The sequence below is a fragment of the Pseudoduganella sp. LjRoot289 genome (assembly GCF_964252925.1).
GTDB lineage: Bacteria > Pseudomonadota > Gammaproteobacteria > Burkholderiales > Burkholderiaceae_D > Rugamonas.
The window spans coordinates 3188635-3210933 of record NZ_CAXUPN020000001.1 but is presented as its reverse complement, the minus strand read 5'-3'; the positions used below and the strand labels follow the sequence as shown (position 1 = coordinate 3210933).

The 22299-nt window shown below is 65.9% G+C and carries 22 protein-coding genes; 7 read left to right on the top strand and 15 right to left on the bottom strand.

The window, feature by feature from the left end; genetic code table 11:
* Positions 1-72: 72 nt before the first annotated feature.
* Genes madL through acs form a run of 4 tightly spaced genes read left to right on the top strand, consistent with a single transcriptional unit; the run spans position 73 to position 4229 of the window.
* Complete coding sequence (gene madL, locus ACSQ8Y_RS13510) at positions 73-477, top strand: malonate transporter subunit MadL (protein ID WP_436266987.1); 405 nt, start codon at positions 73-75, stop codon at positions 475-477.
* A gap of 10 nt (positions 478-487) precedes the next feature.
* Positions 488-1252: a malonate transporter subunit MadM gene (madM, locus tag ACSQ8Y_RS13505; RefSeq protein WP_436266986.1), complete on the top strand. Its 765-nt coding sequence runs from the start codon at positions 488-490 to the stop codon at positions 1250-1252.
* Positions 1253-1302: 50 nt separating this feature from the next.
* Positions 1303-2229 carry a malonate decarboxylase subunit epsilon gene (mdcH, locus tag ACSQ8Y_RS13500; RefSeq protein ID WP_436266985.1) on the top strand — a complete coding sequence of 309 codons (927 nt, stop codon included), beginning with the start codon at positions 1303-1305 and terminating at the stop codon, positions 2227-2229.
* A gap of 17 nt (positions 2230-2246) precedes the next feature.
* Entirely contained in the window at positions 2247-4229 is a 1983-nt protein-coding gene (gene acs, locus ACSQ8Y_RS13495; RefSeq protein WP_436266984.1) for an acetate--CoA ligase, read from the top strand.
* Positions 4230-4348: 119 nt separating this feature from the next.
* On the opposite strand, the gene pyk is transcribed toward acs, so the two are convergent.
* From pyk to gcl, 5 genes are all read right to left on the bottom strand, one after another.
* Positions 4349-5770: a pyruvate kinase gene (pyk, locus tag ACSQ8Y_RS13490; RefSeq protein WP_436266983.1), complete on the bottom strand. Its 1422-nt coding sequence runs from the start codon at positions 5768-5770 to the stop codon at positions 4349-4351.
* Positions 5771-5855: 85 nt separating this feature from the next.
* Positions 5856-7124: a glycerate kinase type-2 family protein gene (locus ACSQ8Y_RS13485; RefSeq protein ID WP_436266982.1), complete on the bottom strand. Its 1269-nt coding sequence runs from the start codon at positions 7122-7124 to the stop codon at positions 5856-5858.
* A gap of 60 nt (positions 7125-7184) precedes the next feature.
* Positions 7185-8072 (bottom strand): 2-hydroxy-3-oxopropionate reductase, encoded by an 888-nt coding sequence (locus ACSQ8Y_RS13480; RefSeq protein WP_436266981.1) that lies wholly within the window; start codon positions 8070-8072, stop codon positions 7185-7187.
* 27 nt (positions 8073-8099) lie between these two features.
* A complete protein-coding gene (gene hyi / locus ACSQ8Y_RS13475; RefSeq protein ID WP_436266980.1) occupies positions 8100-8879 on the bottom strand; it encodes a hydroxypyruvate isomerase in 780 nt (259 codons plus the stop codon).
* 14 nt (positions 8880-8893) lie between these two features.
* Entirely contained in the window at positions 8894-10636 is a 1743-nt protein-coding gene (gene gcl / locus ACSQ8Y_RS13470) for a glyoxylate carboligase (protein WP_436266979.1), read from the bottom strand.
* Between the two features lie 127 nt (positions 10637-10763).
* Here gcl and ACSQ8Y_RS13465 point away from each other — a divergent pair, with 127 nt between their 5' ends.
* Positions 10764-11675: a LysR family transcriptional regulator gene (locus ACSQ8Y_RS13465; protein WP_436266978.1), complete on the top strand. Its 912-nt coding sequence runs from the start codon at positions 10764-10766 to the stop codon at positions 11673-11675.
* A 94-nt stretch (positions 11676-11769) separates the two neighbouring features.
* A complete protein-coding gene (locus ACSQ8Y_RS13460; protein ID WP_436266977.1) occupies positions 11770-13695 on the top strand; it encodes a methyl-accepting chemotaxis protein in 1926 nt (641 codons plus the stop codon).
* A gap of 117 nt (positions 13696-13812) precedes the next feature.
* On the opposite strand, the gene ACSQ8Y_RS13455 is transcribed toward ACSQ8Y_RS13460, so the two are convergent.
* From ACSQ8Y_RS13455 to ACSQ8Y_RS13425, 7 genes are all read right to left on the bottom strand, one after another.
* Positions 13813-14316 (bottom strand): Clp protease N-terminal domain-containing protein, encoded by a 504-nt coding sequence (locus tag ACSQ8Y_RS13455; RefSeq protein WP_436266976.1) that lies wholly within the window; start codon positions 14314-14316, stop codon positions 13813-13815.
* A 20-nt stretch (positions 14317-14336) separates the two neighbouring features.
* Complete coding sequence (locus tag ACSQ8Y_RS13450; RefSeq protein ID WP_436266975.1) at positions 14337-14549, bottom strand: helix-turn-helix domain-containing protein; 213 nt, start codon at positions 14547-14549, stop codon at positions 14337-14339.
* A 54-nt stretch (positions 14550-14603) separates the two neighbouring features.
* The gene (locus tag ACSQ8Y_RS13445) at positions 14604-15515 is read right to left on the bottom strand and encodes a dihydrodipicolinate synthase family protein (RefSeq protein WP_436266974.1); all 912 of its coding nucleotides are present in this window, start codon (positions 15513-15515) and stop codon (positions 14604-14606) included.
* Positions 15516-15531: 16 nt separating this feature from the next.
* Positions 15532-16824: an FAD-dependent oxidoreductase gene (locus ACSQ8Y_RS13440; protein WP_436266973.1), complete on the bottom strand. Its 1293-nt coding sequence runs from the start codon at positions 16822-16824 to the stop codon at positions 15532-15534.
* The gene (locus ACSQ8Y_RS13435; protein WP_436266972.1) at positions 16821-17120 is read right to left on the bottom strand and encodes a (2Fe-2S)-binding protein; all 300 of its coding nucleotides are present in this window, start codon (positions 17118-17120) and stop codon (positions 16821-16823) included. Before ACSQ8Y_RS13435 ends, ACSQ8Y_RS13440 begins: the two co-directional genes overlap by 4 nt.
* Positions 17113-18246: an NAD(P)/FAD-dependent oxidoreductase gene (locus ACSQ8Y_RS13430; protein ID WP_436269818.1), complete on the bottom strand. Its 1134-nt coding sequence runs from the start codon at positions 18244-18246 to the stop codon at positions 17113-17115. Before ACSQ8Y_RS13430 ends, ACSQ8Y_RS13435 begins: the two co-directional genes overlap by 8 nt.
* An 83-nt stretch (positions 18247-18329) precedes the next feature.
* Positions 18330-19262: a 4-hydroxyproline epimerase gene (locus tag ACSQ8Y_RS13425; RefSeq protein ID WP_436266971.1), complete on the bottom strand. Its 933-nt coding sequence runs from the start codon at positions 19260-19262 to the stop codon at positions 18330-18332.
* Between the two features lie 6 nt (positions 19263-19268).
* Between ACSQ8Y_RS13425 and ACSQ8Y_RS13420 the strand changes: the two genes are divergently transcribed.
* Entirely contained in the window at positions 19269-20126 is an 858-nt protein-coding gene (locus tag ACSQ8Y_RS13420) for a helix-turn-helix domain-containing protein (RefSeq protein WP_436266970.1), read from the top strand.
* Here ACSQ8Y_RS13420 and ACSQ8Y_RS13415 read toward each other — a convergent pair.
* From ACSQ8Y_RS13415 to ACSQ8Y_RS13405, 3 genes are read right to left on the bottom strand one after another with little or no spacing between them, the layout of a single operon-like run.
* Positions 20123-21058: a hypothetical protein gene (locus ACSQ8Y_RS13415; protein WP_436269817.1), complete on the bottom strand. Its 936-nt coding sequence runs from the start codon at positions 21056-21058 to the stop codon at positions 20123-20125. The two genes, ACSQ8Y_RS13420 and ACSQ8Y_RS13415, sit on opposite strands and share 4 nt — an antisense overlap.
* 5 nt (positions 21059-21063) lie before the next feature.
* Entirely contained in the window at positions 21064-21921 is an 858-nt protein-coding gene (locus ACSQ8Y_RS13410) for an ABC transporter ATP-binding protein (protein WP_436266969.1), read from the bottom strand.
* Complete coding sequence (locus ACSQ8Y_RS13405) at positions 21918-22289, bottom strand: GntR family transcriptional regulator (RefSeq protein ID WP_436266968.1); 372 nt, start codon at positions 22287-22289, stop codon at positions 21918-21920. Before ACSQ8Y_RS13405 ends, ACSQ8Y_RS13410 begins: the two co-directional genes overlap by 4 nt.
* Between the last annotated feature and the right edge of the window lie 10 nt (positions 22290-22299).

Genomic DNA, 22299 nt, shown 5'->3' with positions numbered 1-22299 from the left:
GTAAAACGGCGGGGGCCAGCACAACAAGAAACGGCGGCCGCCGCACTTCAACTTTGAATCGGAGGAGACATCATGATTATCTACGGTACCGCATTGCTGGCTGTCTGCCACTTGCTGGGCATTTTCCTGGGCGACCTGCTGGGCGCCCTGATCGGCGTGAAAACCAACGTGGGCGGGGTCGGCATCGCCATGATATTGCTGATCTGCGCGCGGCTCTACATGCACAAACGCGGCCTGATGCCGCAGACCACGGAACTGGGCGTCACTTTCTGGGGCGCGATGTACATCCCGGTGGTGGTGGCCATGGCCGCGCAGCAGAACGTGGTGGCCGCCTTGCGCGGCGGCCCGGTGGCGCTGCTGGCTGCGATGGGGGCGCTGGCGCTGTGCGCCTGCACCATTGCGCTGATCAACCGCACCGAAAAATCGGCCGGCGCCAGCGCCGTGCGCGAACCGTCCGTCACCGCCAAGACCGCATAGGGAGAACATCATGATAGAAATGCTCGAAAAAGCCGTGCTGCACAACGGCCTGGTGACCGCTTTCGCCGTGGTCGGCCTGATCATGTATGTGTCGATGCAGCTGTCGCGCCGCCTGACCTTTGGCCGCGTGCACGGCTCGGCCATCGCCATCCTGATCGGCCTGGGGCTGGCTTACTGGGGCGGCGGCCACACGGGCGGCCAGAAAGGGCTGGCCGACCTGTCGCTGTTCAGCGGCATCGGCCTGATGGGCGGCGCCATGCTGCGCGACTTCGCCATTGTCGCCACCGCGTTCGAAGTGCAGGCCAGCGAGGCCCGCAAGGCCGGGATGATAGGCGTGGTGGCGCTGGTGCTGGGGACCGTGCTGCCCTTTATCGTCGGCGCCGCCGTGGCTTATTCTTTCGGCTACACCGATGCGGTCAGCATGACCACCATCGGGGCGGGCGCGGTGACGTATATCGTCGGCCCCGTGACTGGCGCGGCGATCGGCGCCAGTTCCGAGGTCATGGCGCTCAGCATCGCCACCGGCCTGGTGAAGGCTATCCTGGTGATGGTCGGCACGCCGATCGCCGCCGGTTTCCTGGGTTTGAAGACGCCGCGTTCGGCGATGGTGTTCGGCGGCCTGGCCGGCACGGTGAGCGGCGTATCGGCGGGGCTGGCCGCCACCGACCGCACGCTGGTGCCATACGGGACGCTGGTGGCCACCTTCCACACCGGCCTTGGCTGTCTGCTTGGACCGTCGCTGCTGTATTTCGCCACCAGGTCGCTGGTGGCTTGAGCCATGGATCCGCACACTTGCGCCCATCCCCGGCCGCGCGGAGCGGCAAAGTGAGCGTGCTGTACACCTTCCCCGGCCAGGGCGCGCAAAAGGCGGGCATGCTGCACGCGCTGCCCAGCCATCCGGAAACGGCCCGCACGCTGGCTGAAACGGCCGCAGCGCTCGGCCGCGACCCGCTCGCGCTGGATACATCGGCCGCGCTTGCGTCCACGGTGGCAGCCCAGCTGTGCCTGCTGGTCGCCGGTGTCGCCATGGCGCGAGTGCTGGCGGCGCACGGCGCCGTGCCGGACATGGTGGCGGGCTTGTCCATAGGCGCTTATCCGGCAGCCGTGGCGGCGGGCGTGATCTCCTATACCGATGCCGTGCGGCTGGTGGCGCGCCGGGCGGAACTGATGGAGCAGGGCTACCCGCACGGTTACGGCATGTGGGCCGTCAGCGGCCTTGATCAGGGCCAGCTGGAAAGCGTGGTCGCCCGCGTCCACACGCCTGCCACGCCGGTCTATCTGGCCAACCTGAACGCGCCGCGCCAGCAGGTCATTGCAGGCCTGGACGACGCCCTGCGGGAAGCCGGCGCGCTTGCGGTGGCGGCCGGCGCCAGCAGGGCGGAACGGCTGGCGGTCAGCGTGCCCTCGCACTGCGAACTGCTGGCCGGCCAGGCCCGCGCCATGCGCGCAGCGTTCGACGGCGTGGCGCTGTCGCGGCCCAAGGCCGTCTACCTCAGCGGCAGCCGCGCGCGCGCCCTGTTCGATCCGGCGGCGATCCGCGACGACCTGGCCGCCAACATGGCATGCCAGGTGCACTGGTACGACACTGCGCGCCACGCATGGGAACGCGGCGCCAGGGTGGCGCTGGAGATGCCCAGCGGCTCGGTGCTGACCGGGCTCACGGCGCCTGTGTTCGAAGGTGGACTGGTCCTGAGTTGTGAAGGCAACCGTATCGATACCGTGCTGGCGTTGCTGGCACGTGAAACTGAATAGTTATCTAGGAGACCATCATGTCGGAGAATGATTTCAATCTGCACGAAGAACGCAGCTTCCCCCCGCCGCCGGCCTTTGCGGCGCAAGCCAATATAGCGGGAATGGGAGCGTACCGCGCTTTGTGCGACGAGGCGGCGCGGGACTACGAAGGCTACTGGGCGCGCCTGGCGCGCGAGAACCTGGCCTGGAAAGAGCCGTTCGCGCGCACGCTGAACGAAGACGAGGCCCCGTTCTACAAGTGGTTCGAAGGCGGCAAGCTCAACGTGTCCTACAACTGTCTGGACCGCAACCTGGAAAACGGCAACGGCGGAAAGGCCGCCATCATCTTCGAAGCGGACGACGGCGCGGTCACCAAGGTCAGCTATCAAGAACTGCACGAGAAAGTCTGCAAATTCGCCAACGGCCTGAAATCGCGCGGCATCAAAAAAGGCGACCGCGTCATCATCTACATGTCGATGTCGGTGGAAGGCGTGGCCGCGATGCAGGCGTGCGCGCGCATCGGCGCCACGCACTCGGTGGTGTTCGGCGGCTTCTCCGCCAAGTCCCTGCAGGAGCGCATCATCGACGCCGGCGCGGTGGCCGTGATTACCGCCGACGAGCAGCAGCGCGGCGGCAAGCGTCTGCCGCTCAAGTCCATCGTCGACGAAGCGCTGGCCATGGGCGGCTGCGGCAGCGTCAAGGATGTCATCGTCTACCAGCGCACCGGCGGCGGTGTCACCCACGTTTCCGACCGCGACATCTGGCTGCACGACCTGGTCGAAGGCCAGAGCGCGCAGTGCGAACCGGAATGGGTGGACGCCGAGCATCCGCTGTTCATCCTGTACACGTCCGGCTCCACCGGCACGCCGAAGGGCGTGCAGCACGCGAGCGGCGGCTATCTGCTGTGGGCGGCGCTGACGATGAAATGGACTTTCGACATCAAACCGGCCGACGTCTACTGGTGCACCGCCGACATCGGCTGGGTGACGGGGCACAGCTACATCGCCTACGGCCCGACGGCGGTGGGCGCGACGCAGATCATCTTCGAAGGCATCCCGACGTTCCCGGACGCCGGCCGTTTCTGGGAGACCGTGGCCAAGCACAAGGTCAGCATCTTCTACACCGCGCCGACGGCGATCCGCTCGCTGATCAAGGCGGCCGACGTCGATCCGAGAGTGCATCCGAAGAACTACGACCTGTCTTCGCTGCGCCTGCTCGGCACGGTGGGCGAGCCGATCAATCCGGAAGCGTGGATGTGGTATTACAAGAACGTGGGCAATGAACACTGCCCGATAGTGGATACTTTCTGGCAGACCGAAACGGGCGGCCACATGATATCCCCGCTGCCGGGCGCCACGCCCATGGTGCCGGGATCGTGCACCCTGCCGCTGCCGGGCATCATGACGGCCATCGTCGACGAAGCCGGACAGGACGTGCCGGACGGGCAGGGCGGCATCCTGGTGGTCAAGCGTCCGTGGCCGTCGATGATACGCACCATCTGGAACAATCCGGAACGCTTCAAAGCCGGCTACTTCCCGGAAGAGCTGGGCGGAAAATATTACCTCGCCGGCGACGGCGCCATCCGCGACAAGGACACCGGCTACTTCACCATCACCGGCCGCATCGACGACGTGCTGAACGTGTCCGGCCATCGCATGGGCACGATGGAAATCGAGTCGGCGCTGGTGGCCAATCCGCTGGTGGCCGAGGCGGCCGTGGTCGGCAAGCCGGACGAGACCACCGGCGAATCGATCTGCGCCTTTGTGGTGCTCAAGCAGGCGCGCCCGACGGGCGAGGATGCGAAGAGAATCGCGCTGGAGCTGCGCAACTGGGTGGGCAAGGAGATCGGGCCGATCGCCAAGCCGAAAGAGATCCGGTTCGGCGACAACTTGCCCAAGACACGCTCGGGCAAGATCATGCGGCGTTTGCTGAGGGTGTTGGCCAAGGGCGAAGCGCTGACGCAGGACATTTCCACGCTGGAGAATCCGGCTATCCTGGAACAGCTGAAGGACGCCTCCTGAGGCAGGACGGATGAGCGCTTTGTCACACGCGTGCGGCAAGCCGCCTTGCCCCGCCGGTGGCGCGTGGCGGCTTAGCGCATCGTGTTAGGGGGGCTATGCCCAAGCGCCCTGCATGGCTTCTACTGCGGCCAGATTTCGGCCAGGCGCAGCAAGTTGGTGGTGCCGGGCTGGCCGAACGGCGTGCCGGCCGCGATGGCGATCTGGTCGCCGGTCTTGACGAAACCCTCGCGCAGCGCGGTACGGCATGCCGCCGCCACCATCTCGTCGACGCTGTTGACGTCCGCGCTGACGGTGCTGTGCACGCCCCAGGCCAGCGCCAGGCGGCGCGCGGTGTCGCGGTTGGGCGTGATGCTGACGATGGGTGCGGCCGGCCGCTCGCGCGCGGCGCGCAGGCTGCTGTGGCCGGAGGTGGTGTACGTCACCGTCGCCACCACGCCGATGATCTGCGTGACGTTGCGCAGCGCGGCGCAGATGGCGTCGCCCTTGGTCGGCAGCGGGTCTTCGTGCTGGGCATCGATCAGCGCCTGGTAGGACGGGTCGCGCTCGACTTCGGAAATGATGCGGTTCATGATGGCCACCGCTTGCACCGGGTAGGCGCCGCTGGCCGATTCGGCCGACAGCATGACCGCGTCTGCGCCTTCGTATACGGCGTTCGCCACGTCGGACGCTTCGGCGCGGGTCGGCACCGGCGCGCTGACCATCGATTCCAGCATTTGCGTGGCCACCACCACCGGCTTGCCGTGCTTGCGGCACATGCGCACGATGCGCTTCTGCACGCCGGGCACGCGCTCGGGCGGCAGTTCCACACCCAGGTCGCCGCGCGCCACCATCACCGCGTCCGACGCGACGATGATCTCTTCCAGGCGGTCCAGCGCGGCAGGCTTCTCCAGCTTGGACAGCACGCCGGCCCGGCCTTTGACCAGCGCCTGCGCCTGCTGCACATCCTCGGGGCGCTGCACGAAGGACAGCGCAACCCAGTCCACACCCAGGCTCAGGGCGAATTCCAGGTCATTCTTGTCCTTGGTGGTCAGCGCCGGGATGGGCAGCACCGCGTCCGGCACGTTCACGCCCTTGCGGTCCGACAGCACGCCGCCGTTCACCACGCGGGTGCGGATCACGCTGTCGTCGCTGGCCAGCACTTCCAGGCGCACGCGGCCATCGTCCAGCAGCAATGACTGGCCGGTGCTCACGGCGGCGAACAGTTCGGGGTGGGGCAGGCAGACGCGGGTGGCGTTGCCCGGCGCGGGATTCTGGTCCAGCACGAACTCGGCGCCCGCGCCCAGCGTAATGCTGCCGCCGGCGAACTGGCCGATGCGCAGCTTGGGTCCTTGCAGGTCGGCCAGGATGGCGATGGGGCGGCCCAGGTCGCGCTCGATTTCGCGCACGATGGTGTGGCGCAGCTGGTGGTCGGCGTGGCTGCCGTGGCTGAAGTTGAAGCGGAACACGTCCGCACCCGCTTCGAACAGTGCCTGGATGGTGTTGCGGTCGGAGCTTGCTGGGCCCAATGTGGCCACTATTTTGGCTTTACGTTCACGGCGCATGATTTGTCTCTTCTGATTATGGATAAAGCAAGGGATGGAGCAAACGCATGGCGCGCCGCGCGGGAAGCGCGGCGCGCCAGGGGGCTTACAGGATGAGGATGGCGCGGAAGTCGTTGACGTTGGTGCGGGTCGGGCCGCTGGTCACGAGGTCGTTCAGGGCGCTGAAGAAGCTGTAGCCGTCGTTGTTGGCCAGCAGGGCTTTGGCGCTGACGTCTTTGGCCTCGGCACGGGCCAGGGTGTCCGGCGCGTACAGGGCGCCGGCGTTGTCTTCCGAACCGTCGATGCCGTCGGTGTCGCAGGCGATGGCGTGCACGCCGGGCGCCGCTTCCAGCGCCAGCGCGAGGCTGAGCAGGAATTCGACGTTGCGGCCGCCGCGGCCGTTGCCGCGCACCGTGACGGTGGTTTCGCCGCCGGACAGGATGACGCAAGGCCGGGCGAAGGGCTGGCCGCGCGCGATGACCTGGCGCGCCAGGGCGGCGTGCATCAGGCCGATGTCGCGCGCTTCGCCTTCGATGCCGTCGGACAGGATGTAGGGCGTCAGGCCGGCGCTGCGCGCCTTGGACGCCGCCGCTTCCAGCGCGTCCTGCGCGGTGGCGATGACGTGGTGGCTGTGGCGCTCGAAGCGTGGATCGCCCGGCTTCGGCGTCTCGCTGGCGGCCGATTCCAGGTGGGTGTGCACGCTTTGCGGGATGTCGATCTTGTACTTGCGCAGTATCGCGAGCGCATCCGCACTCGTCGTCGCGTCCGGCAGGGTGGGGCCGCTGGCGATCACGCGCGGGTCGTCGCCCGGCACGTCGGAGATCAGCAGCGTGACCACGCGCGCCTTGCCGCAGGCCAGCGCCAGGCGGCCGCCCTTGATCGCGGACAGGTGCTTGCGCACGCAGTTCATTTCGCCGATGGCGGCGCCGCTGCGCAGCAGGGCTTTGTTCAGTGCTTGTTTCTCTTGCAGCGTGATGCCTTCGGCGGGCAGCGCGAGCAGGGCGGAGCCGCCGCCGGAGATCAGGCACAGCACCAGGTCGTCTTCGGTCAGGCCCTGCACCATGGCTAGCATGCGTGCGGCGGCGCGCTGGCCGGCTTCGTCCGGTACCGGGTGCGAGGCTTCCACCACTTCGATGTGCTGGGTGTTGGCGCCGTGGCCGTAGCGGGTGACCACCAGGCCCGAGATGGGTCCCTTCCAGTTGCGCTCGACCGCCTCGGCCATCGCGGCCGCGCCCTTGCCGGCGCCGATCACGAGGGTTTTGCCGTTGACGGGCGGCTGCGGCAGGAATTCGGACACGAGGGTGCGCGGATGGACGGCGCTGACCGCTGCGTTGTACAGGTCGAGCAAGAGCTGGCGAGGTTCTGGAACGGACATGGTGTGTTCTTTCTTCTGTGTTCGGTAAGGCGGGCCGGATCGGCCCGCCGTTCAAGCGGATCAGCCCTGGGCGATCTTATGGTTGGACATCAATTCGATGGCCTGGCACAGCGCGGAGTGGTCGAGGCCACCGAGGCCGTTGGCCGAGCAGGCGTTCATCAGTTCCTGCGTGGCGGCGGTGTTCGGCAGCGACACACCCAGCTGCTTGGCGCCTTGCAGCGCCAGGTTCAAGTCCTTCTGGTGCAGCTGGATGCGGAAGCCCGGGTTGAACGCGCGCTTGACCATGCGTTCGCCGTGCACTTCCAGGATGCGCGACGAGGCGAAGCCGCCCATCAGCGCTTCGCGCACCTTGGCCGGGTCGGCGCCGGCTTTGGAGGCGAACAGCAGCGCTTCGGCCACGGCCTGGATGTTCAGCGCCACGATGATCTGGTTGGCCACCTTGGTGGTCTGGCCGTCGCCGTTGCCGCCGACCAGGGTGATGTTCTTGCCCATCAGGTCGAACAGCGGCTTGACGGTTTCGAATGCTTCGGCAGGGCCGCCGACCATGATGGTCAGCGAGGCCGCCTTGGCGCCCACTTCGCCGCCGGACACCGGCGCGTCCAGGTAGGCGCAGCTCTTCTTGTTGATCTTCTTGGCGAATTCCTTGGTGGCGATCGGCGAGATCGAGCTCATGTCGACCACGATCTTGCCGGCGGTCAGGCCGGCGGCCACGCCGTTTTCGGCGAACAGCGCTTCTTCGACGTGCGGGGTGTCCGGCACCATCAGGAAGATGATGTCGGCGCGCTTGGCCACTTCAGAGGCCGAGGTGCACACGGTGGCCCCGCCGTCGATCAGGTTCGCTGGCGGGTTCTTGATGTCGTGCAGGTACAGCTTGTGGCCGGCGGCTTGCAGGTGGCCTGCCATTGGGGCACCCATGATGCCCAGTCCGATGAATCCGAGGTTTGCCATGTTAGTTCTCCGTGATGAATGTTAGGTTTATGCGGCCAGTTGCTGGATCCAGCCCAGGCCGTCCACAGTGCTGCTCTTCGGCTTGTACTCGCAGCCCACCCAGCCGTCGTAGCCGATTTCGTCCAGGTAGTTCAGCAGGTAGCGGTAGTTGATCTCGCCGGTGCCTGGCTCGAAGCGGCCCGGATTGTCGGCCAGCTGGATATGCTTGATGACGGACTGGTTGGCCTTGATGGTGTTGGCCAGTTCGCCCTCCATGCGCTGCATGTGGTAGATGTCGTACTGCAGGAACAGGTTGTCCGAACCGACCGCTTCGATCAGCTCCAGGCCCTGGCGGGTACCCGACAGGAAGAAGCCCGGAATGTCGACGGTGTTGATCGGCTCGATCAGCAGCGGGATGCCGGCCTTCTTCAGCGCGGCGGCCGCGAACTTCAGGTTGCGTACCAGCGTGTCCTGCGCCTTGGCGCGTTCCACGTTGGGCGGCAGGATGCCGACCAGGCAGTTGATGCGCTGCGTGCCGAGCGCCTTGGCGTAGCGCAGCGCCATTTCAACGCCGTATTCGAACTCGCTGACGCGGTCCGGCAGGCAGGCGATGCCGCGTTCGCCGCCAGCCCAGTGGCCGGCCGGCAGGTTGTGCAGCACCATCTCGAGCTGGAACTGGTGCAGTTTCTCGGACAGCTGTTCCGGTTCGAAGTCGTACGGGAACAGGAACTCCACACCCTTGAACCCGGCGCGCGAGGCGGCGCCGAAGCGGTCCAGGAAATGCAGTTCGTTGAACAGCATGGTGAGGTTGGCGGCGAATTTAGGCATGTTCTACTCCTCGCTTACGCGACATCCAGGATGTCGTTGAATTCATTGATGGCGTTGATCTCGGTGCCCATGGCGATGTTGGTCACGCGCTCCAGGATGATCTCGACCACCACCGGCACGCTGTGCTGCGCCATCAGTTCGCGGGCACGTTCGAACGCGGGGATGATGTCGTCCGGCTTGTGCACGCGGATCGCCTTGCAGCCCAGGCCTTCGACGACGGCGACGTGGTCCACGCCGTAGCCGTTCAGTTCCGGCGCGTTGACGTTCTCGAAGGCCAGCTGTACGCAGAAGTCCATGTCGAAACCGCGCTGCGACTGGCGGATCAGGCCCAGGTAGCTGTTATTGACCAGCACGTGGATGTAGGGCAGCTTGAACTGCGCGCCCACGGCCAGTTCCTCGATCAGGAACTGGAAGTCGTAGTCGCCCGAGATCGCGACGATGTCGGTGGTCGGATCGGAGGCCCGGACACCCAGCGCTGCGGGGATGGTCCAGCCCAGCGGGCCGGCCTGGCCGCAGTTGATCCAGTTGCGCGGCTCGTACACGTGCAGGAACTGCGCGGCGGCGATCTGCGACAGGCCGATGGCGGACACGTAGCGGGTGTTGCGGCCGAAGTAGTTGTTCATTTCTTCGTACACGCGCAGCGGCTTGACCGGCACGTCGTCGTAGTGGGTCTTGCGCAGCATGGTGCGCTTGCGTTCCTGGCACTGGTGTACCCAGCCGGTGCGGTCCTTCAGCTTGCCCGCCGCTTTCCATTCCTTTGCCACTTCGATGAACAGCTCCAGCGCCAGGCCGGCGTCGGAGACGATGCCCAGGTCGGGACCGAACACGCGGCCGATCTGGGTCGGTTCGATGTCGATGTGGACGAAGGTGCGGTCGGCGGTGAACACGTCGACGGAACCGGTGTGGCGGTTGGCCCAGCGGTTGCCGATGCCGATCATGAAGTCCGAAGCGAGCACGGTGGCGTTGCCGTAGCGGTGCGAGGTCTGCAGACCGGCCATGCCGGCCATCAGCGGGTGGTCGTCGGGTATGGTGCCCCAGCCCATCAGGGTAGGGATGACCGGCACGTTGACGATTTCGGCGAATTCCTGCAGCAGCTTGGACGCGTTGGCGTTGATGATGCCGCCGCCGGCGGTGATCAATGGCTTGTCGGCGTCGTTCAGCATGCCGATCGCTTTTTCAACCTGCGCGCGGGTGGCGCGCGGCTTGTACACTTCCATCGGCTCGTAGGTTTCCGGATCGAACTCGATCTGCGCCATCATGACGTCGAACGGCAGGTCGATCAGCACCGGACCCGGACGGCCGGAACGCATCAGGTGGAAGGCTTGCTGGAAGGCGCGCGGCACCTGTGCCGGTTCCAGCACGGTGGTGGCCCACTTGGTCACCGGCTTGGCGATGGACGCGATGTCGACGGCCTGGAAGTCTTCCTTGTGCATGCGGGCACGCGGCGCCTGGCCGGTGATGCACAGGATAGGAATCGAGTCGGCCTGGGCCGAGTACAGGCCGGTGATCATGTCGGTGCCGGCCGGGCCGGAGGTGCCGATGCACACGCCGATGTTGCCGGCGGCGGCGCGGGTGTATCCTTCAGCCATGTGGGATGCGCCTTCGACGTGGCGGCCCAGGATGTGCTTGATGCCGCCGTTCTTCTTCAACGCCGCGTACAGCGGGTTGATGGCCGCGCCCGGTACGCCGAATGCGACCGAAATGCCTTCTTTTTGCATTACATGGACTGCCGCTTCGGCTGCCGTCATCTTTGCCATGGTGTTCTCCTAGAGTTATTGTGCAGAATGCGTTGTTGATGTTTTGTATGCTATAGCTGATCCATCTTCTTGATAAGGCCACAAAATATCGGTTTATTCGATACTTAGAGTATGGAATAATGCAGCCATGGATAAATTCAAAGAAATTGAAGCGTTTGTATCGGTGGTCGAGAAGGGCAGCCTGGCGCGCGCGGCGCTGGTCCAGAACATCACGCCGGTGATGCTGGGACGGCGGATCGATGCGCTTGAAAAGCGCCTGGGCGTGAAACTGATGCACCGCACCACGCGCCATCTGACGCTCACCGAACAGGGCAACGTCTTCCTCGACGACTGCCGCAAGCTGCTCTCGGACTTCGAGGTCGCCGAGCGCAATATTTCGGAAGGGCGGCACAAGGCCACCGGCCACCTGATCGTGTCCGCGCCGGCGTCCTTCGGGCGCCAGCATGTTGCGCCGCACGCGCCGGCGTTCGTGGCCGCCAATCCGGAAGTGCAGGTGTCCTTCAACCTGACCGACCAGGTGATCGACCTGGTGCGCGAGGGCTACGACGTGGGCATCCGCATCGGCGGCGTGATCGATCCGAGTTTCGTGGCGGTGAAGCTGGCCAGGAACCGGCGTGTTGTTTGCGGTACACCCGACTACTTCCACCGGCACGGCATTCCGCGCACGCTGGACGACCTGGCGCAGCACAACTGCCTGGCCTTCAACCTGCAGGGCGGCCAGCAGCGCGGCTGGTATTTCCAGCAAGGCGGCAAGCCGGTGACGATCAAGGTGCAAGGGAACCTGGACTGCAACGACGGCGAGCTCTTGCACCGCTGGGCGTGCGAGGGGCTGGGGCTGGCGTGGCGCTCGACCTGGGAGATCCAGGCGCAGCTGGCCGAGGGCAGCCTGATCACCGTGCTCGATGATTTCGCGCTGCCGGACTACGACATCATGGCGGTATTTCTACAGCAAAGGCACTTGCCTGCCAAGATACGGTTCTTTATAGATGAGTTAAAGCAGGTATATGCGCAACCGGGGTATTGGACGCGCAACAGATAGTGGAAAATCGTTTTGCCAGTGTAATAGTTGTAGGTACACTGAAATGAAAGTGCCGCAATAGACGGCAAAACCCACCCTATCCCCGGGAGTTTCCATGTCACTGCTTCGCCGGCTGTCGATCAAAAACAAGCTCATGCTCAGCATGGGTCTTTGCTTGCTGTTATTCCTCATCATTTCGTCAACGCTCAGCGTCGTCATGAGCAGCCAGAACAGCCGCGAACGCGTGGTGGAGCAGGAGCTGCCGGCGCAGATCGGCGAGATCCGCAACGACATCCTGCGCCAGATCGCGCAGCCCTTGTCGGTGTCGCAGACGCTGGCCAACAACACCTTCCTGCACGGCTGGGAAGACGCGGGCGTGCCGGACGAAGGCCTGGCCGCGTGGCAGAAGGAAGCCGCGCAACTGAAATCGAAGAACCAGGCCGCGACCGTGTTCTGGATCTCGCAAGGCACCGGCAAGTACTTCACCGACAAGGGTTATGACCGCACGCTGAACAAGGACAAAGCCAGCGACCAGTGGTTCTATGGTTTCCTCGGCGGCGGCAAGCCGTACACGCTGGACCTGGACAAGGACGTCAGCGCCGACACCTATATGCTGTTCATTAATACGCGTGTGCAGACCGCCGGCGGCAAGCTGGCCGTGGCCGGCCTGGGCCTGAGCGTGAACGCGCTGGCGCAGACCATCCGTACTTACAAGCTGGGCAAGTCGGGCTACGTCTACCTGGTGCGTCCGAACGGCTCGGTGGTCGTGCACCGCAATCCCGCGCTGGCCGATGGCAAGCACGCGCTGAAGGATGTGAAGGGCTTCACGCCGGAACTGACCAAGACTTTGCTGAGCGGCGAGAAGTTCGCGCACGGCGTCTACGACAGCGCGGAAGGCAAGCAGTTTGTCGCTTCCTCCTTCATCCCCGAGCTGAACCTGTACGTCGTGGCCGAAGTGCCGGAGGCCGAAGTACTGGGCAATATCGCGCGTTCGGCCACCGTGTCGGCGCTGGTGGCGGGGCTGGTCGGCGGCGGCATCGGCCTGTTCGCGATCTACTTCATCAGCCGCGCGATCGCCGCACCGGTGATGCGCGCCGCCGAGATGCTGGGCGATATCGCCAGCGGCGACGGCGACTTGAGCCGCCGCATGCCGGTCGAGTCGGAGGACGAAATCGGCGCGCTGGCGACGGCGTTCAACCGCTTTGTGTCGTCGCTGAACGGTACCATTTCCAAGGTGCGCGACAGTACTCATCTGATCGCGACCGCGTCGAGCGAGATCGCCGAAGGCAATCTCGATTTGTCGGGCCGCACGGAGCACCAGGCCTCCAATCTGGAAGAAACGGCCGCCGCGATGGAAGAGCTCACCTCCACCGTGAAGCAGAACACGGCCAACGCCGAGGAAGCCAACAAGCTGGTGGCGGCCACCACCTCGGCCGCGGTAAAGGGCGGCACGGTGGTGACGCAGGTGGTGGACATGATGGGCGAGATCACCGCCAGCTCGCGCAAGATGTCGGACATTATCGGCGCCATCGACGGCATCGCCTTCCAGACCAACATCCTGGCCTTGAACGCGGCGGTGGAAGCGGCGCGCGCGGGCGAGCAGGGACGTGGTTTCGCGGTGGTGGCGTCCGAGGTCCGCAACCTGGCGCAACGCTCGGCGGCTGCCGCCAAGGAAATCAAGGAACTGATCGTCGATTCGGTGAGCAAGGTCGAAGCGGGCGGCAAGCTGGCTGACACCGCCGGTGCCGCGATGACGGAGATCGTGGCGTCGGTGCAGCACGTGGCCACGCTGATGGTGGAGATCACTTCCGCCAGCCATGAGCAGAGCGAAGGTATTGCCCAGGTCAACCAATCCATCATCCAGATGGACGACGCCACGCAGCAGAACGCCGCGCTGGTGGAGCAGGCCGCCGCCGCAGCGCAATCGCTGCAGGAGCAGGCAGCGCGGCTGGATCAGGTGGTGGGCATCTTCAAGCTGGACGAGAGCGAAGCCGGCATGGCGCCAGCCAGTTCGCACGGCACCGCGCTGGCACTGCGCTAAGCACCGCCGCCCGCTGCCATCGTCGCGAACGCGGGGATGACACGGTGGGGGCCTGAGGGCGCGCAAGGCCGCCGGGGCCTGCATTACTGCTGGGGTCTGGCCTGCATTCATGCATTTCTAGGTGCGCTGTAATTCTTCTTGCGCTGCTTGGGCGAGTGCCTGGGGCTCCAGCTTCATGGTCCGCAGCGCACGCGCTGCCTGGCTGTGCTGCATAGCGGCTGCCGCCAGCAGCACGTGGGCGCCGCACAGTGGCGCTGGCAGGCGGCGCGTCATCTCGGGCAGGGCTTGCATCAGCGCCTGGCCCGAAGGTTGCGAATCGAAAATGGCCGCAGGGGCGCCGTCAACCGGTGTCGCGGGCGGAACACCGCTCGCATCGATCCCCAATTTCCCGAGTGCGTTGACGTGCTGGCTGGCCAGCGCGGCGCGGTAGGCGTCCGGGTCCGCGCCGAGGCGCTGGAATACGCGCCGCGCGGAGCCGTCGGCCAGTTCCAACGCCGACAGCACGTAATGCTCGGCGCCCGGCTGCCGCTGACCGGCTTGGCGCGCCTGGCTCTCGGCGCCTTCGCACAGGTTTTTGATGGTGCGCATGTCCTGCAGGCGCTGCTTCAGTTTTGCAAACATCGATAGCCTCCTAAGGTTGTTCAATCCCGAGCCAGGCTGCCCGCGTGTTTCTTGTGCGCGGCTTGCTTGGTGACGCCTAGCGCCTCCGCAACCTGTGCCCATGTCCAGCCATCCGCAATGGCTTGCCTGACCGCCTTGCGCTCGAGTTGATCGGCCATCGCGCGCAGGGCTACAACCGCAGCCAGCGCGTCGGACGGTTCTTCGGGAAGTACGAGTTTGTGGAGATCAGGCATGCGTCAACTCTAGTTGACGCATAAGGGATTGTCAACCAAAGTTGACGGAAAATTTTAGAACAGGCGGCTCAGGTCGGGACGGGTGGCGAGCGCTTTCTGGACGATGGCGGTGACCTTTTCGCGCTCGGCGCCTTGCAGCGGCTGGCGCGGACGGCGCACGTTCTCGTTGCCCACGCCGGCCAGCGCTTCCACCAGCTTCAGGTTCTGTACCAGCTTGGTCGATACATCCAGATGCAGCAGCGGCATGAACCACTGGTACAGCGTCAGCGCCTCGTCGTAGCGCTTGGCCTTCATCAGTTTGTACAGCGCCACCGTCTCGGCCGGGAAGGCGACCACCAGGCCTGCCAGCAGGCCATCGGCGCCCACGGCCAGGCCTTCGAAGGACAAATCGTCCACGCCCATGAACAGCTGGTAGCGGTGGCCGACGGCGTTGCGCAGGTCGGTGATGCGGCGGATATTGTCGGTCGATTCCTTGATGGCGACGATGTGCTCGCAGTCGGCCAGTTCCTGGAAGTCCTCCGGCGTCAGGTCGACTTTGTAGGTGACCGGATTGTTGTAGACCATGATGGGCAGCCTGGCTGCGGCGGCGATGGTGCGCAGGTTGTCCTTGGCTTCACGCGCGTCGGCCGCGTACAGCACGGAAGGCATCACCATGAAGCCGTCCACGCCCAGTTCGCGCGCCTGTTCGACAAAGCGGATGGCGTTGGCGGTGCGCGTTTCGCTGACGTTGGCCAGCACCGGCACGCGGCCCCTGGCGACCTTGATGGCGGTCTTGGTGACGGCCAGCTTTTCCTCGAAAGAGAGCGTGCTGGCTTCGCCCAGCGAGCCGCAGGTGACCATGCCGTGCACGCCGTTCTGGATCTGGAATTCGAAGTGCCGCTCCATTTCGGCGTGGTCGAGTTCCTCGTTGGCGTGAAACTTGGTGGTCACTGCCGGGAATATGCCCTGCCATTTTGCTGCGCTCATGCTGATCTCCTGGTGGTTATGGGTGGATGATGCTATCGACGCGCGCCGGTGTCAGCGGAGCGCGTACCGAATCGGGCCGCCAGCCGTACAGCACGGCCGTGGCGCCGCCGCACACGCGGCCTTGGCAGGGGCCCATGCCGCAGCGGCTGTGTAGCTTGGCACTGCGCCAGCTGTGGTGCTGGCGCAGCTCGCCATGGCAAACGTCTTCACAGCGGCAGACGATGGTGCCGTCGTCTGCCAGTGCGCGAATTTCGGGGCGCAGGGCAAAGGCGCGCGCGAGGCGCTGCGCGAAGCCCTGCCAGCGGCTGCGGGTGCTCAAGTGGTGCCGGGCGAGGTCGTGGCGGCCGGACGCCGCCAGGCCGGCGATGCGGCCCTCGGTCAGCGCCTTGTCGACGCCGCCGATGCCGGTGCCTTCTCCGGCGCTGTAGACGCCGGGGATGCTCGTTTGCTGCCATTCGTCGACGAGAATGGCTTGCGTGTCAGTGTTGATGGCGCAGCCAAGTGCCATGGCCAGCTCCGGGTTGGGAACAAGGCCGTAGCCGCAAGCGAGATAGTCGCAGGCGATGTCCATGATGCTGCCGTCGCCGCGCTGCACGCTAATGCTGCGCAAGAGGGGGAGGGCATTTGCTCCGGCTGCGGCACCGGAAGCTGCGTCGCTGGCGGCCAGCACGTAACTGTCGTCGTAATACGGTATGCCGCGCAGCCGGACCCATAGTTGCAGCGCCTGTGCCATCCTGGACGGCGTGTACAGCAAGCCTGCGGCAAAGCGCGCGAGCTGCGGCGTACCCGCCTGCTCGACGATGGCGCCGACTTGCGCGCCACGCTCCAGCAGCGTGGCGGCGACCGCCAGCAGCAACGGACCAGAACCGGCGACGACGACGCGCTTGCCGGCCGCCGGATAGCCGCCTTTGACGAGCGCCTGAAGACCGCCAGCACCGGTGACGCCGGGCAGCGTCCAGCCGGGGAAGGGCAGCAGCAGTTCGCGCGCGCCGCTGCAGATGATCAGGCGCTGATAGTGCAGCACGGCCGAGCTGGCGGGCGACTGCACCAGCAATTGGCCGGCGGCGGGCGCATACAGTACGCGGCACTGCTGCATGAAGGTGACGTTGCGCGCCGCCTGCAGGGCCTGCCACAGGGAGCGGGCGCGCTCGTCGTGTTGCCGGTCCGCTCCGCCGCGCCAGATCTGGCCGCCGGCAAGGGGATTGTCGTCCACCACGCAGATGCTGGCGCCATAGGCCGCGGCGGCGTGCGCCGCCGCCAGGCCCGCAGGTCCGGCGCCGATGATGAGGATGTCGAACAACTGGCTCATGCAGCGTCGTCCGCGAGGGCGGTCAGCACCTGCATGCCCGATGCGCACAAGGTTAGGCATGCCAGCTGGTGCGCGCGGCCATCTATCGTGACGCGGCATTCCTGGCAAACCCCCATGCCGCACACCGGTCCGCGCAGCATGCCCGCCACGGAACGGCGCGTGATAGCGACGCCCGCAGCGGTACCCGCAGCGATACCGTGCCCCGCATGGAGGACAGCGATGGCGGCAACGACAGTGGTGCCGGCAGGGACTGTTACCGTCCGGCCGTCGATGGCGAGGGTAGCCAGCTCAGTCATGGGCACTCCGCATTTGTTCAAAACGGCTGGGCAGGTAGGGCTGAGCGGGGATGGCGGCGGACTCGCCGGTCAACTGTGCGGCCAGCAGTTGGGCCGTCGCAAGCGAGGTCGTAATGCCCAGGCCTTCATGGCCGGTAGCCAGCCACAGACCGGGGCGCACGGGGTGCTGGCCGATGACAGGCAGGCCGTCGGGGCTGGCGGCGCGCAGGCCGGTCCAGCAGCGCAGCACGTTCATGTTGGCCAGGGCAGGCGTGAATGCCGCGGCGTGGCGCAGCATGCGCGCCATCATGGCTGATTCCACGGCCAGGTCCGTGGTGCCGAACTGGCGCGACGAGCCTATCAGTATCTGCCCGGTGGGGCGCGGCTGCAGATTGAATGCGACCGAGTCGCCGCTGGCCGCGTGGGCGCTCTTGATGTAGCCCAGTTCCACCAGCTGGTGGCGGATGAAGCCCGGGTAGCGGTCGGTGATGGCGATGTGGCCTTTTTTGGCTTGCACCGGCAACTCCGGCAGCAGCGCCGCCGAGCGCGAGCCGGCTGCCAGCACAACGCGGCCGGCAGACATGCGCGTGCCATCGGCCAGCACGACGCTGACGCCGCTGTCGCTGCCGCCATCGATGCGGTGCACGCTGCCGCTGACCAGTTTCGCTCCGCGTGCGGCAGCGCGGTCCATCAGGATGCGCGCGCTCTTGGGCGGATAGACCAGGCCATCGCCGCCGACCAGCAGGCCGCCGGCCAGGCCGGGACGCAATTGCGGCTCGCGCTCGTACAGCCCTTGCGCATCCAGCAAGCCGCATTGCAGGCCGTGGGCAGCCATGGTTTGCGCCTTGATGCGCGCGGCAGCCATTTCCTCGTCATCGGCGGCGACCCAGATGGTGCCGCACTGGCTGTACTCATGGCGGGCCGGATATTCGCGCACGAAACCGCGCCACAGTTCCAGCGACCAGGCGCTCAACGCCAGTTCCGCAGGGCTGTCGTCCATCGCAACCAGATGGCCCATGCCTGCCGCAGTGGCGCCCGAGCCAACCACGTCCTGCTCGACCACCGTCACGTTCAAGCCGCGCGCGGCCAAGGCATCGGCGCACGCGGCGCCGATGATGCCGGCGCCGACGATCAGCACATCCGGAATGCCGCCGGCCCCCGGGCCGACGCGCGTAGCCGGCGCGCCATCCGCGCGCAATTGCGCGCCGGCCACGGTGGCCGAGCCGGATTTCACCGGATGCCCCACATCAGCGGATCGGCCGGATCGAGTATCAAGGTCGCTTGCGAGTTGACCCAGGCCTGGCCGCGTATGCTCGGTATCAGTTTGCCGTCGGCATGCCGGTAGGAAGCTTCGAACACGCTGCCGACGATGCTCTCCTGGCGCCAGATCGCGCCCTCGGCCAGCTTGCCGTCCGCCGCCAGGCAGGCCAGCTTGGCGCTGGTGCCGGTGCCGCAGGGCGAGCGGTCGTAGGCATTGCCGGGGCAGAGCACGAAGTTCTGGCTGTCCGCACCGTTGCGCGACGGCGCAAACAATTCGATGTGGTCGATTTCCGCGCCGTCCGCGCCGGTCACGCCAGCCCGTAGCAGCGCCTGGCGGATCTGCGACGTGAACGCCGTCAGCGCGCCGGCATTGGCGACCTGCAGTTCCTGCCCATGGTCCGCCACCAGGAAGAACCAGTTGCCGCCCCAGGCCACGTCGCCGGTGACGGCGCCATGTCCCGGCACCTGTACGGTGACGTTGTGCTGTGCGCGGTAGGAAGCCACGTTTTCCACGGTGACGCTGCCGTCCGCGTGCAACTCCTCCTCCACCACGCCCACCGGCGTATCGATGCGATGCCGTCCGGTGCCGATGCGCCCCATGAAGGCCAGCGAGGCCACCAGCCCTATGGTGCCGTGCCCGCACATGCCGAGGTAGCCCACGTTGTTGAAGAAGATGACGCCTGCTGCACAATCGGCGGCGTGCGGCTGGCACAGCAGCGCGCCGACCAGCACGTCCGATCCCCGCGGTTCGCAGACCACGGCGGAACGGAAGCGGTCATGTTCGCGGCGCAGCAGTTCCAGGCGTTCATGCAAAGGCCCGGCGCCGAGTTCCGGTCCGCCGGCGGTGACCAGGCGGGTCGGTTCGCCGCCGGTGTGGGTATCGATAATGGAGATGGATTTCATGGTGAAATGATATGCCTGCCACGCCGCGCCGTCTTGCATCGGCTAAGCGCGGTTGATGACGAAATCGGCACAATCCGGCTGCGCGGCCGCGCGCCATGCGAGAATGCCGCCATGGATATCGCTAAAAGGGGAGGCGCCCGCCAGGCTCTGGGCGCAAGCATCGCCGATGTGTTCTTTTCGGAGCCGCTGTTCGACGCCTTGCCGGATGTGGTGTTCTTCATCAAGGACACCCAGGGCCGCTACGTGGTGGTGAACCAGACGCTGGTCAAGCGCTGCGGCTTGAAGCACAAGGATGGGCTGGTGGGGCGTACGTCGGCCGAGGTGTTCGCCCATCCCTTCGGCCAGAGTTACCTGGCGCAGGACAGGGCGGTGCTGGCGGGCGAGGCGGAAATCGACGAGCAGCTGGAGCTGCACCTGTATCCCAACCGCGATCCGGGCTGGTGCCTGACCCGCAAGACGGCCTTGCGCGACGCCTCCGGCGCCATCGTCGGCCTTGCCGGCATTTCGCGCGACCTGGCGATGGAGGACAGGAAGAATTCAGCCTATCAGAAGGTGGCTGCGGCGGCGCGGCTGATACAGGAGCGATACGACCAGCCATTGCCGCTGCCGGAACTGGCGCGCACCGCCAATATGTCGGTGGCGCAGCTGGAGCGCTATTTCCTGCGCATCTATCAGCTCACGCCGCGCCAGGTGATCATCAAGACCCGGCTCGATGCCGCCTCGCGCTTGCTGGCCGGGGAGGCCAGCGTGGCGGCGATTGCGCAGGCCTGCGGCTATGCGGACCACAGCGCTTTCACCCGCCAGTTCCGCGCCACCGTGGGAGTCACGCCGACGCAGTACCGCGGGATGCTGAAGGGCTGCTAACCCTCTTCGCGCCAGCGCCGCATCCACACCGCGCCGGCGATCATCGCCAGGCCTGCCACCACACCCAGCCACAAGGCGGGATGGGTCAGCGTGCTCCAGGAGGCCGCGAAGAGGTCCATTGCGCGCACATGCTCGGAGCCTTCGCGTACCAGGCTTGCGGGATTGACCTTGCTGAAGCCGAACCAGGAACCGGGAGCCACGCCCAGCAGCAGGCGGGCCACGATGTTTTCCATGTACCAGCCCGGCGAGACGCCCAGCGCGAAGATCTTGTTGCTCCAGGCGATCAGCGCGCCGGTCACCAGCGGTGCGCCGACGGCCCACAGGAACACCTTGGATCGCGCCCAGCTCGACACCAGCAGCAGCCAGCCCACGGTGGGCAGCGCCCACAGCGCATACACGGGCAGCAGGCCGAGCAAGCGCAGGGGCGCGAGGTAGAAGGCAGGGGACGAGAGCACCGGTCCGATCAGGTTCACGCCGTGCAGGGCCATGCCCGCGCCCAGCAGCAGCGCGATCGCCAGCGACAGCGCTATGCCGATCAGCAGCGCAACCAGAGGAATTCCCACCAGCGCCAGGACCACCTTGGACAGCACCGTCATCCGGTCGGATACGGGCAGCGATTTCCAGAACAGCAGGCTGCGGTCGCGGCGGTCGTCATGCAGCGCGCCGAGGCAGTAGAAGAAGACCAGGAAGCCCAGCATGAGCAGCATAGGCACGCTGGCCGCCATGTACAAGTCCGAGGCCATTGCAATCACCGTGTCGCGCGCCGGGCCGGCCAGTTCCACCTTGAATTTGCTGCCATCGCCGATGGCCACGTTACGGCCCAACAGCAATCCGCCCAGGGTCATCAGCGCGACCAGGGCCGCCACCACGGCGGGCGCCCACACGATCATGCCCTTGTGTTCCCACAGCTCGCGCTTGATCAGCCATTTCATCGTTTTCACTCGTAGCTCCCTTTCATGGTGGCGACAAACAGGTCCGCGACGCTGGGCGTGCGGGTTTCTCCGAACTTCTCAAGCTGCGCGCGCGAAGCGCCGTCGAACAGCATCACCGCCTTGCCGAATACGCTGCGCTGCGTCATCGGCGCCAGCGCGTTGGCCGCGTTGATGTACTGCGGCTCCACCATCACCTCGGTGTAGCGGTCGCCGATTTCCTCCATCGACGCCGCCAGCGTGATCTTGCCGTCGCGGATGAACATCAGGTCGGTCAGGATGTTTTCCACTTCCTCGATCTGGTGGGTGGTGATGATGATGGTCTTGTGCTCGTCGAAGTAGTCCTCCAGCAGGTTCTGGTAGAACTGCTTGCGGTACAGGATGTCCAGGCCCAGGGTGGGTTCATCGAGTACCAGCAGCTTGGCGTCGATGGCCATCACCAGCGCCAGGTGCAGCTGCACGATCATGCCCTTGGACATGGCCTTGACCTTCATGCCCGGTTCCAGCCTGGTGTTGGCCAGGTAGCGTTCGGCCTTCCCGCGGTTGAAGCGCGGATGCACGCCTTCGACGAAATCGATCGCGTCCTTCACCTTCATCCAGCGCGGCAGGATGGCCACGTCGGCGATGAAGCACACCTCGTTCATCAGCGCGTCGCGATGGGTGCGCGGGTCCATGCCCAGCACCGACAGCTCGCCTTCGAACTGCGTCAGGCCGAGGATGGCTTTCAGCGTGGTGGTCTTGCCGGAACCGTTGGGGCCGATCAGGCCGACGATGCGCCCGGGCTGTATCGAGAAACTGGCCTGGTCCAGCGCCAGGTGCTTGCCGTAGCGCTTGGAGAGCTTGGTGGCGGTGATCAGGGCGCTCATGCCGAGGCTCCCGGCGGGTTGCCTGGCGCGGTCGCGCGCAGCAGCTGTTCGATATCGAGTCCCAGGCGGCGGATGCGTTCCACCATGGCCGGCCATTCCTCGCGCACAAAGCGTTCGCGTTCGGTGGCCAGCAGTTTTTCGGGCGCGCCTTCGGTAACGTACATGCCTAACCCCCTTCGTTTTTCTACCAGGCTTTCATCCACCAGTTCCTGGTAGGCCTTGGATACGGTTATTGGATTCAACTGGTAATCGGCGGCGATCTGCCGCACCGACGGCAGGGCGTCGCCGGGCTTGAGCAAGCCGTCAAGCATCATGCCGAGCACCCGCTCCTTGAGCTGGCGATAGATCGGCGCATTGTCATTCCACATACATGCTTCC

Excerpts from the sequence above, each read along its gene's own strand:
- madL (WP_436266987.1), top strand. The coding sequence starts at position 73 with ATGATTATCTACGGTACCGCATTGCTGGCTGTCTGCCACTTGCTGGGC.
- madM (WP_436266986.1), top strand. The coding sequence starts at position 488 with ATGATAGAAATGCTCGAAAAAGCCGTGCTGCACAACGGCCTGGTGACC.
- acs (WP_436266984.1), top strand. The coding sequence starts at position 2,247 with ATGTCGGAGAATGATTTCAATCTGCACGAAGAACGCAGCTTCCCCCCG.
- pyk (WP_436266983.1), bottom strand. The coding sequence starts at position 5,770 with ATGCGCCGTGAACGTAAAGCCAAAATAGTGGCCACATTGGGCCCAGCA.
- ACSQ8Y_RS13485 (WP_436266982.1), bottom strand. The coding sequence starts at position 7,124 with ATGTCCGTTCCAGAACCTCGCCAGCTCTTGCTCGACCTGTACAACGCA.
- ACSQ8Y_RS13480 (WP_436266981.1), bottom strand. The coding sequence starts at position 8,072 with ATGGCAAACCTCGGATTCATCGGACTGGGCATCATGGGTGCCCCAATG.
- hyi (WP_436266980.1), bottom strand. The coding sequence starts at position 8,879 with ATGCCTAAATTCGCCGCCAACCTCACCATGCTGTTCAACGAACTGCAT.
- gcl (WP_436266979.1), bottom strand. The coding sequence starts at position 10,636 with ATGGCAAAGATGACGGCAGCCGAAGCGGCAGTCCATGTAATGCAAAAA.
- ACSQ8Y_RS13465 (WP_436266978.1), top strand. The coding sequence starts at position 10,764 with ATGGATAAATTCAAAGAAATTGAAGCGTTTGTATCGGTGGTCGAGAAG.
- ACSQ8Y_RS13460 (WP_436266977.1), top strand. The coding sequence starts at position 11,770 with ATGTCACTGCTTCGCCGGCTGTCGATCAAAAACAAGCTCATGCTCAGC.
- ACSQ8Y_RS13455 (WP_436266976.1), bottom strand. The coding sequence starts at position 14,316 with ATGTTTGCAAAACTGAAGCAGCGCCTGCAGGACATGCGCACCATCAAA.
- ACSQ8Y_RS13450 (WP_436266975.1), bottom strand. The coding sequence starts at position 14,549 with ATGCCTGATCTCCACAAACTCGTACTTCCCGAAGAACCGTCCGACGCG.
- ACSQ8Y_RS13445 (WP_436266974.1), bottom strand. The coding sequence starts at position 15,515 with ATGAGCGCAGCAAAATGGCAGGGCATATTCCCGGCAGTGACCACCAAG.
- ACSQ8Y_RS13440 (WP_436266973.1), bottom strand. The coding sequence starts at position 16,824 with ATGAGCCAGTTGTTCGACATCCTCATCATCGGCGCCGGACCTGCGGGC.
- ACSQ8Y_RS13435 (WP_436266972.1), bottom strand. The coding sequence starts at position 17,120 with ATGACTGAGCTGGCTACCCTCGCCATCGACGGCCGGACGGTAACAGTC.
- ACSQ8Y_RS13425 (WP_436266971.1), bottom strand. The coding sequence starts at position 19,262 with ATGAAATCCATCTCCATTATCGATACCCACACCGGCGGCGAACCGACC.
- ACSQ8Y_RS13420 (WP_436266970.1), top strand. The coding sequence starts at position 19,269 with ATGATATGCCTGCCACGCCGCGCCGTCTTGCATCGGCTAAGCGCGGTT.
- ACSQ8Y_RS13415 (WP_436269817.1), bottom strand. The coding sequence starts at position 21,058 with ATGAAATGGCTGATCAAGCGCGAGCTGTGGGAACACAAGGGCATGATC.
- ACSQ8Y_RS13410 (WP_436266969.1), bottom strand. The coding sequence starts at position 21,921 with ATGAGCGCCCTGATCACCGCCACCAAGCTCTCCAAGCGCTACGGCAAG.
- ACSQ8Y_RS13405 (WP_436266968.1), bottom strand. The coding sequence starts at position 22,289 with ATGTGGAATGACAATGCGCCGATCTATCGCCAGCTCAAGGAGCGGGTG.